The sequence below is a fragment of the Reyranella sp. genome (assembly GCF_965229815.1).
Classification (GTDB): Bacteria; Pseudomonadota; Alphaproteobacteria; order Reyranellales; family Reyranellaceae; genus Reyranella.
This window is the reverse complement of record NZ_CBDDJN010000002.1, coordinates 2,210,784-2,217,624: the sequence shown is the minus strand read 5'-3', so window position 1 is coordinate 2,217,624 and position 6,841 is coordinate 2,210,784. Positions and strand designations below refer to the sequence as shown.

Genomic DNA, 6,841 nt, shown 5'->3' with positions numbered 1-6,841 from the left:
TGGCATACCTTGGGCCCCCAAAATCTTCTTCAATTCATGGAAGATTTCAGCGCCACAACGCAAGGCTTCGCGGAAGCTTTGGGCGCCGACTGGCATCACCATAAATTCCTGAATATCGAGACTGTTATTGGCGTGTGCACCACCATTGACGATGTTCATCATTGGTACTGGCAATTGCATGCCGCCGGATCCGCCAAAATAGCGATATAAAGGCAGGCCAGCTTCTTCTGCAGCAGCGCGTGCTACAGCTATCGATACAGCCAGGGTTGCATTCGCGCCTAAACGGGCTTTATTGTGTGTTCCATCAAGCTCAATCAAGGTGTGATCAAGAAAGGCTTGTTCGCTAGCATCCAGACCCAAGATCGATTCAGCAATCTCGATATTGATATTTTGAACCGCCTTGAGGACGCCCTTGCCCAAGTAGCGGGCTTTGTCGCCATCACGAAGCTCAATGGCTTCACGTGAACCTGTTGATGCGCCTGAAGGCACTGCTGCACGCCCCATAACACCAGACTCTAGCAATACGTCGCACTCAACCGTTGGGTTGCCGCGTGAATCTAAAACTTCTCTACCGATAATGTCAACAATGGCGCTCATGCACCTTCTCCTAAGTAAAAATGAATTTTGGGTATTACTTAAAGCTATCTTCTAAAAATGATCCAGGCTTCTTAACAACGGAATCAATCGCAACTAAAGATTCAAGGAGTTCTCTCATGCGATTTAGCGGCACAGCATTTGGGCCGTCAGAAAGGGCTTTAGCTGGGTCTGGATGCGTCTCCATGAATAGGCCACTAATACCCACCGCAACTGCAGCACGAGCCAATACAGGTACAAATTTACGTTGTCCACCACTGGCGCTGCCTTGGCCGCCAGGAAGCTGAACTGAATGGGTCGCATCAAAAACAACTGGCGCCTTTGCTTCACGCAAAATTGCCAAGCTACGCATATCAGAAACGAGGTTGTTGTAACCAAAAGAAGCGCCACGTTCGCAAACCATAAACCGGTCAGGTAGGTTCATTTCAGAAGCTGCTGCACGTGCTTTATCAATTACGTTCAGCATTTCATGTGGAGATAGAAACTGACCTTTCTTAAAATTCACCGGCTTACCGTTCTGAGCGCAAGCTCGAATGAAATCAGTTTGTCTACATAAAAAGGCTGGGGTCTGAAGAACATCAACCACTTTAGAAACCGGAGCAATCCCGCTGATATCGTGGATGTCGGTTAACACCGGTACACCAATTTCACGTTTTACGCGCGCCAGAATCTCGAGCCCCTTCTCCATGCCTAAGCCACGGAAAGAAGTTCCGGATGAGCGATTGGCCTTATCAAAAGATGACTTATAGATAAATGGGATTCCGAGTGAAGCAGTAATTTCTTTAAGCTCTCCAGCAATATCTAAAGCAGATTGCTCGGACTCAATAACGCATGGCCCCGCAATCAAAAAAAAGCGGTGATCCAAGCCAACATCAAAACCGCATAATTTAAAAGCACTCATGACGATCTCCTAGGCCGCTTGCTTTTGAGAAGCGGCTTGATGAATCAATGACGCCTTAATGAAAGCGGAAAATAGTGGATGCCCATCACGTGGGGTTGATGTGAACTCCGGATGGAACTGCACACCAAAGAACCAAGGGTGCATTGCGCTAGGCAGCTCCATCATTTCAGGTAAGGATTCATTAGGAGTTCTAGCAGAAATAATCAGACCAGACTTCTCAAGACGCGGAACATACACGTTGTTCACTTCATAGCGATGGCGGTGACGCTCATTCACCTCAGGGCCATAGATTTCATGAGCCAAGGTACCCACTTTAATGGGGCAACGTTGTGAGCCTAAACGCATGGTTCCACCAAGATCAGAATCATTGGTGCGCTTCTCAACGCGTCCTTCGCGATCAACCCACTCGGTAATCAAAGCAACAACTGGACTCTCTGTCTCGGGATCAAACTCAGTGCTATTTGCCTGGGCAATATTAGCAACATGACGCGCAAACTCAATCACAGCTAACTGCATACCCAAACAAATACCCAGATAAGGAATATTGTTCTCACGGGCATAGCGAATGGCGGCAATCTTGCCTTCAGTACCACGTTTGCCAAAGCCACCTGGAACCAAAATCGCATCTAGATTCTGAAGGCAGTCAACACCATCTTTTTCAATCACTTCTGAATCAATGTAATTGATATTGACGCGAGTGTGATTATGAATACCTGCATGACGCAAAGCTTCAATCAATGACTTGTAGGATTCTGTTAGCTCAACATACTTGCCAACCATGCCAATAGTGACTTCGTGCTGCGGATTAGCTAATTCATAAACCAAGTTTGCCCAAACAGATAAATCTGCAGGCTTAGCCTCGATATCCAATTCACGACAGATCAAATCATCCATTCCTTGTACTTGAAGCATCTCAGGAATCTTGTAAATGGTGTCAACGTCCCAAACTGAAATCACAGCATCTTCACGCACGTTCGAGAACAGTGAGATCTTAGAGCGCTCGTCTTCTGGAATTGGGCGATCTGCACGACATAAGAGTACGGTCGGCATGATGCCGATTTCACGTAACTTTTGTACTGAGTGCTGCGTAGGTTTTGTTTTTAACTCCCCTGCACTTGCAATGTAAGGGACCAAAGTCAAATGCACAAAGGCGCAACTGTGTTTTGGCAGGCGAATACTCATTTGGCGAGCGGCCTCAAGGAATGGCAGGGATTCGATATCACCCACTGTTCCGCCGATCTCACAAATGCCAATATCAGCTTTACCGTCGTGACTTGCTTTTGCACCGCGCTCTACAAATGCTTGAATCTCACTCGTAATATGAGGAATGACTTGAACTGTTTTACCCAGATATTCACCACGACGCTCTTTACTAATGACAGATTCGTAGATCTGACCAGTCGTGAAGTTATTGCTCTTACGCATCTTTGCGGAGACAAAACGCTCGTAATGACCAAGATCGAGGTCAGTTTCAGCGCCGTCTTCAGTAACGAAGACTTCGCCATGTTGAAGCGGGCTCATTGTCCCGGGGTCAACGTTGATATAAGGATCTAATTTTAGGAGGGTGACTTTCAGGCCGCGGGATTCAAGAATCGCGGCAAGCGAGGCAGCTGCGATTCCTTTCCCTAAAGAAGAAACCACGCCACCAGTGACAAAAACGTATTTGGTCATCGCTTAAGCTCTGTTGGAAAAAGTAATTATAACGATAGTGAATCTGTAGGGATAAATTCTTAATCAGTCCAATAACTCTCGGGCTGCCAGCTAGCTAAATAAAAAAATGCCTGTTTAATAGGCAATTTATTTCGATTCTTAAATTCATCCAATAGGCCCAAATCGACTATCACCCCAGATCCAACCCCCTATCGCAATAGCGTCAAATTACTGCCGGGTATCGGTTTATCCCAACTAATTCCTATTTGGCTCATAAGTGGAGTATTTTTTAAGAATATTTAACAATTAAGTCTTATATAAGACATGAATTAGGAATTACAATAGACTGGATAGGGATTAAAGCCCTGCTGAATCTTAAGTTGATAACTCTTACCCGATAGGAAATACGATGCTAGAAGCCTACAACACCCAAGTTGCCGAACGCGCAGCCCTTGGAATTCCAGCCCTCCCCTTGACTAAAGATCAAACTGCCGAACTGGTTGGTTTGCTCAAAAATCCTCCAAAGGGTAAAGAGGTAGAATTGCTTGAACTCATTACCAATCGCGTACCTGCCGGTGTTGATGAAGCGGCTAAAGTTAAAGCAGAATTTTTGGATGCCGTTGCTAAAGGAACTGAGAAGTCACCTTTGATTTCACGCATTAAGGCTACAGAGCTTTTGGGCACCATGCTCGGCGGTTACAACATTAAGCCATTAGTTGAATTGCTCTCTGATTCAGAGTGTGCGGCTACTGCAGCAGCAGCTTTGAAAAAGACCTTGTTGATGTTCGACTATTTCCATGATGTACAAGAGTTAGCCGAAAAAGGTAATGCAGAAGCTAAAGGTGTTCTGCAAAGCTGGGCTGATGCCGAGTGGTTTACAAGCCGCCCTGCCGCTCCAGAAAGCATGAAGCTCACCGTGTTTAAAGTTACCGGTGAAACCAATACCGACGACCTATCTCCAGCTCCTGATGCTTGGAGTCGTCCAGATATTCCATTACATGCAACGATCATGTTGAAGAACCCACGTCCGGGCATTGAGCCAGACGAGGCTGGTGTTCGCGGCCCAATGAAGCAAATCGAAGCCCTCCAAAAGAAAGGCAATCAAATTGCCTACGTTGGTGACGTTGTCGGCACAGGATCCTCACGCAAATCTGCAACAAACTCTGTATTGTGGTGGACTGGTCAAGATATTCCATTTGTTCCGAACAAGCGCTTTGGTGGTGTTTGCTTAGGTACAAAGATTGCCCCAATCTTCTTTAATACCATGGAAGATGCTGGCGCCTTGCCAATTGAGTTAGACGTTTCTGATATGAACATGGGCGATGAAATTGAATTGCGTCCATACGAAGGAAAAGCATTTAAGAACGGCAAAGAAATTGCTGCTTTCTCACTCAAGTCGCCCGTAATTTTGGATGAAGTTCGTGCAGGCGGTCGTATTCCTTTGATCGTCGGTCGTGGCCTCACAGCTAAAGCGCGTGCTGCACTTAGCTTGCCAGCTTCTACAGAATTCCGCGTCCCAGTTAGCCCGCCTGACAACAAAAAAGGTTTCAGCTTGGCGCAAAAGATGATTGGTCGTGCCTGTGGATTGCCAGAAGGTCAAGGCGTACGCCCAGACACTTATTGCGAGCCACACATGACTACAGTCGGCTCGCAAGACACTACCGGTCCAATGACTCGTGATGAATTAAAAGACTTGGCTTGCTTAGGCTTCTCTGCTGACTTGGTAATGCAATCCTTCTGCCATACATCTGCATATCCAAAACCAGTAGATATTCGCACTCACCATGAGTTGCCAGCATTTATGACTAACCGTGGCGGCATTGCATTACGTCCAGGTGATGGTGTAATCCACAGCTGGTTAAATCGTTTGCTCTTGCCAGATACCTGCGGTACTGGTGGTGATAGTCATACCCGTTTCCCAATCGGCATCTCCTTCCCTGCTGCTTCTGGCTTAGTTGCTTTTGCTGCCGCTACTGGCGCAATACCTTTGGATATGCCTGAGTCAGTCTTGGTTCGCTTCAAAGGAAAAATGCAGCCTGGCATTACTTTGCGTGACTTGGTTAATGCAATTCCTTTGTATGCCATTAAGAAAGGCTTGTTGACAGTTGAAAAACAAAACAAGAAGAACATTTTCTCTGGCCGCATCTTAGAAATTGAAGGTTTGCCCGACCTCAAAGTTGAACAAGCATTTGAGTTATCTGATGCTTCAGCAGAGCGTTCAGCAGCTGGTTGCGCAATTGCTCTCAGCAAAGATCCCATCATTGAATACATGCGCTCTAACATCACCTTGATGAAGTGGATGATCGCAAATGGCTACGAAGATAAGCGCACCCTAGGTCGTCGCATCAAGGCAATGGAAGCTTGGATCGCTAAACCTGATTTACTCAAGGCTGATGCAAATGCAGATTATGCAGAAGTAATCGAAATCGATATGAACGAGATTAAAGAACCGATCTTGGCATGCCCTAACGATCCAGATGATGTGAAGTTCTTGTCTGAAGTTTCTGGCGAGAAAATCGATGAAGTATTTATCGGCTCTTGCATGACGAACATCGGACACTTCCGTGCAGCAGGTCAAGTTCTTCAGGGTAAAAAGGATATGCCTACTCGCCTATGGGTAGCCCCTCCAACCAAGATGGACCAGATGATTTTGACCGAAGAAGGCTATTACGGCATTCTGGGTGCCACAGGTGCCCGCATGGAAACTCCGGGCTGTTCACTGTGTATGGGTAACCAGGCTCAGATCCGCAAAGGCTCTACAGCGGTCTCCACATCAACACGTAACTTCCCGAATCGTTTAGGTATCGATACTCGTGTGTACCTAGCTTCTGCTGAGATTTCAGCGGTTGCAGCACTCTTGGGTCGCCTACCAACGCCGCAGGAATATTTCGAGCAAGTTGAGTCGTTGAACGCTAAATCTGGTGAGGTTTATAAGTACATGAGCTTTGACAAGATTAAGTCGTTCAGCGATGTTGCCGACACAGTAACAATCTAAGTATTAGCGCCCCGAACTTAGGGGAAGTAAAAAAGGCGATCAACTGATCGCCTTTTTTCTTATCTGAATTTGGTTTTAGATGCAGAGCCTATTTTCTTGATGAGCATTTTCACGATTCAAACTGGAAGCCCAACTGTTAGTCGGTAAGCCTGTTTTTTCCATGATCAACTTGGCGCACCTGGAAACTTCTTTCCACTCCACGTCCAACTGAGGACCTTTGAAAGCAATTGCAACTACGTTGCAGTCATGAGACTCTGGAAACAGCAGAACGCGGCTATCAAATGTTTCACAGATATTATTTAAATTGATATTAAAGCTCTTATGGCGAGAAAACAAATTCACCGTTAGCACACCAGGCGATTTAAGAATGTCGTAACAGCCTTTGTAAAAATCTAATGAGCTAGCAGCCGATCCATCGCAAATCGCATCATATAAGTCAACCTGAACTGCATCAAAGCGATCCTGATTCTTCGCGTTCTGAACAAAAGCCTTGGCATCTGTATGCAGCGTCTCCAGCCGACGATCATCATCGGACGTGAAAAAATGCTTCTTACTGAAACAATCACGGCAGGATTGAGTTCAACAACCGTCGTCTTTACGGCCGGGCAATATCGATGAGCAAACTTCGTGAGAGCGCCGGTACCTAAGCCAAGTTAAGCTATTCGCATACCCGGCTTTGACTCCAAGAAAAGTAGCCAGGC

General features: G+C 46.2%; 4 protein-coding genes and 1 pseudogene. 1 reads left to right on the top strand and 4 read right to left on the bottom strand.

What is annotated here, in order from left to right; all coding sequences use genetic code 11:
• From eno to ACO073_RS11065, 3 genes are all read right to left on the bottom strand, one after another.
• A partial coding sequence (gene eno, locus ACO073_RS11075; protein WP_421997363.1) for a phosphopyruvate hydratase occupies positions 1 to 597 on the bottom strand: 597 nt, incomplete at its 3' end.
• Between the two features lie 34 nt (positions 598 to 631).
• Positions 632 to 1,495, bottom strand: coding sequence for a 3-deoxy-8-phosphooctulonate synthase (gene kdsA / locus ACO073_RS11070; protein ID WP_114691423.1), 864 nt, complete (start codon positions 1,493 to 1,495; stop codon positions 632 to 634).
• 9 nt (positions 1,496 to 1,504) lie between these two features.
• Positions 1,505 to 3,166: a CTP synthase gene (locus tag ACO073_RS11065; RefSeq protein WP_114691424.1), complete on the bottom strand. Its 1,662-nt coding sequence runs from the start codon at positions 3,164 to 3,166 to the stop codon at positions 1,505 to 1,507.
• Positions 3,167 to 3,554: 388 nt separating this feature from the next.
• Between ACO073_RS11065 and ACO073_RS11060 the strand changes: the two genes are divergently transcribed.
• Entirely contained in the window at positions 3,555 to 6,140 is a 2,586-nt protein-coding gene (locus ACO073_RS11060) for a bifunctional aconitate hydratase 2/2-methylisocitrate dehydratase (RefSeq protein ID WP_114691425.1), read from the top strand.
• 75 nt (positions 6,141 to 6,215) lie between these two features.
• Here the strand turns inward: ACO073_RS11060 and ACO073_RS11055 are convergent.
• Positions 6,216 to 6,677: pseudogene (locus ACO073_RS11055) on the bottom strand (spermidine synthase); the annotation flags it as partial.
• Between the last annotated feature and the right edge of the window lie 164 nt (positions 6,678 to 6,841).

Coding starts and splice junctions, on each gene's coding strand:
- ACO073_RS11060 (WP_114691425.1), top strand. CDS start 3,555: ATGCTAGAAGCCTACAACACCCAAGTTGCCGAACGCGCAGCCCTTGGA.
- kdsA (WP_114691423.1), bottom strand. CDS start 1,495: ATGAGTGCTTTTAAATTATGCGGTTTTGATGTTGGCTTGGATCACCGC.
- ACO073_RS11065 (WP_114691424.1), bottom strand. CDS start 3,166: ATGACCAAATACGTTTTTGTCACTGGTGGCGTGGTTTCTTCTTTAGGG.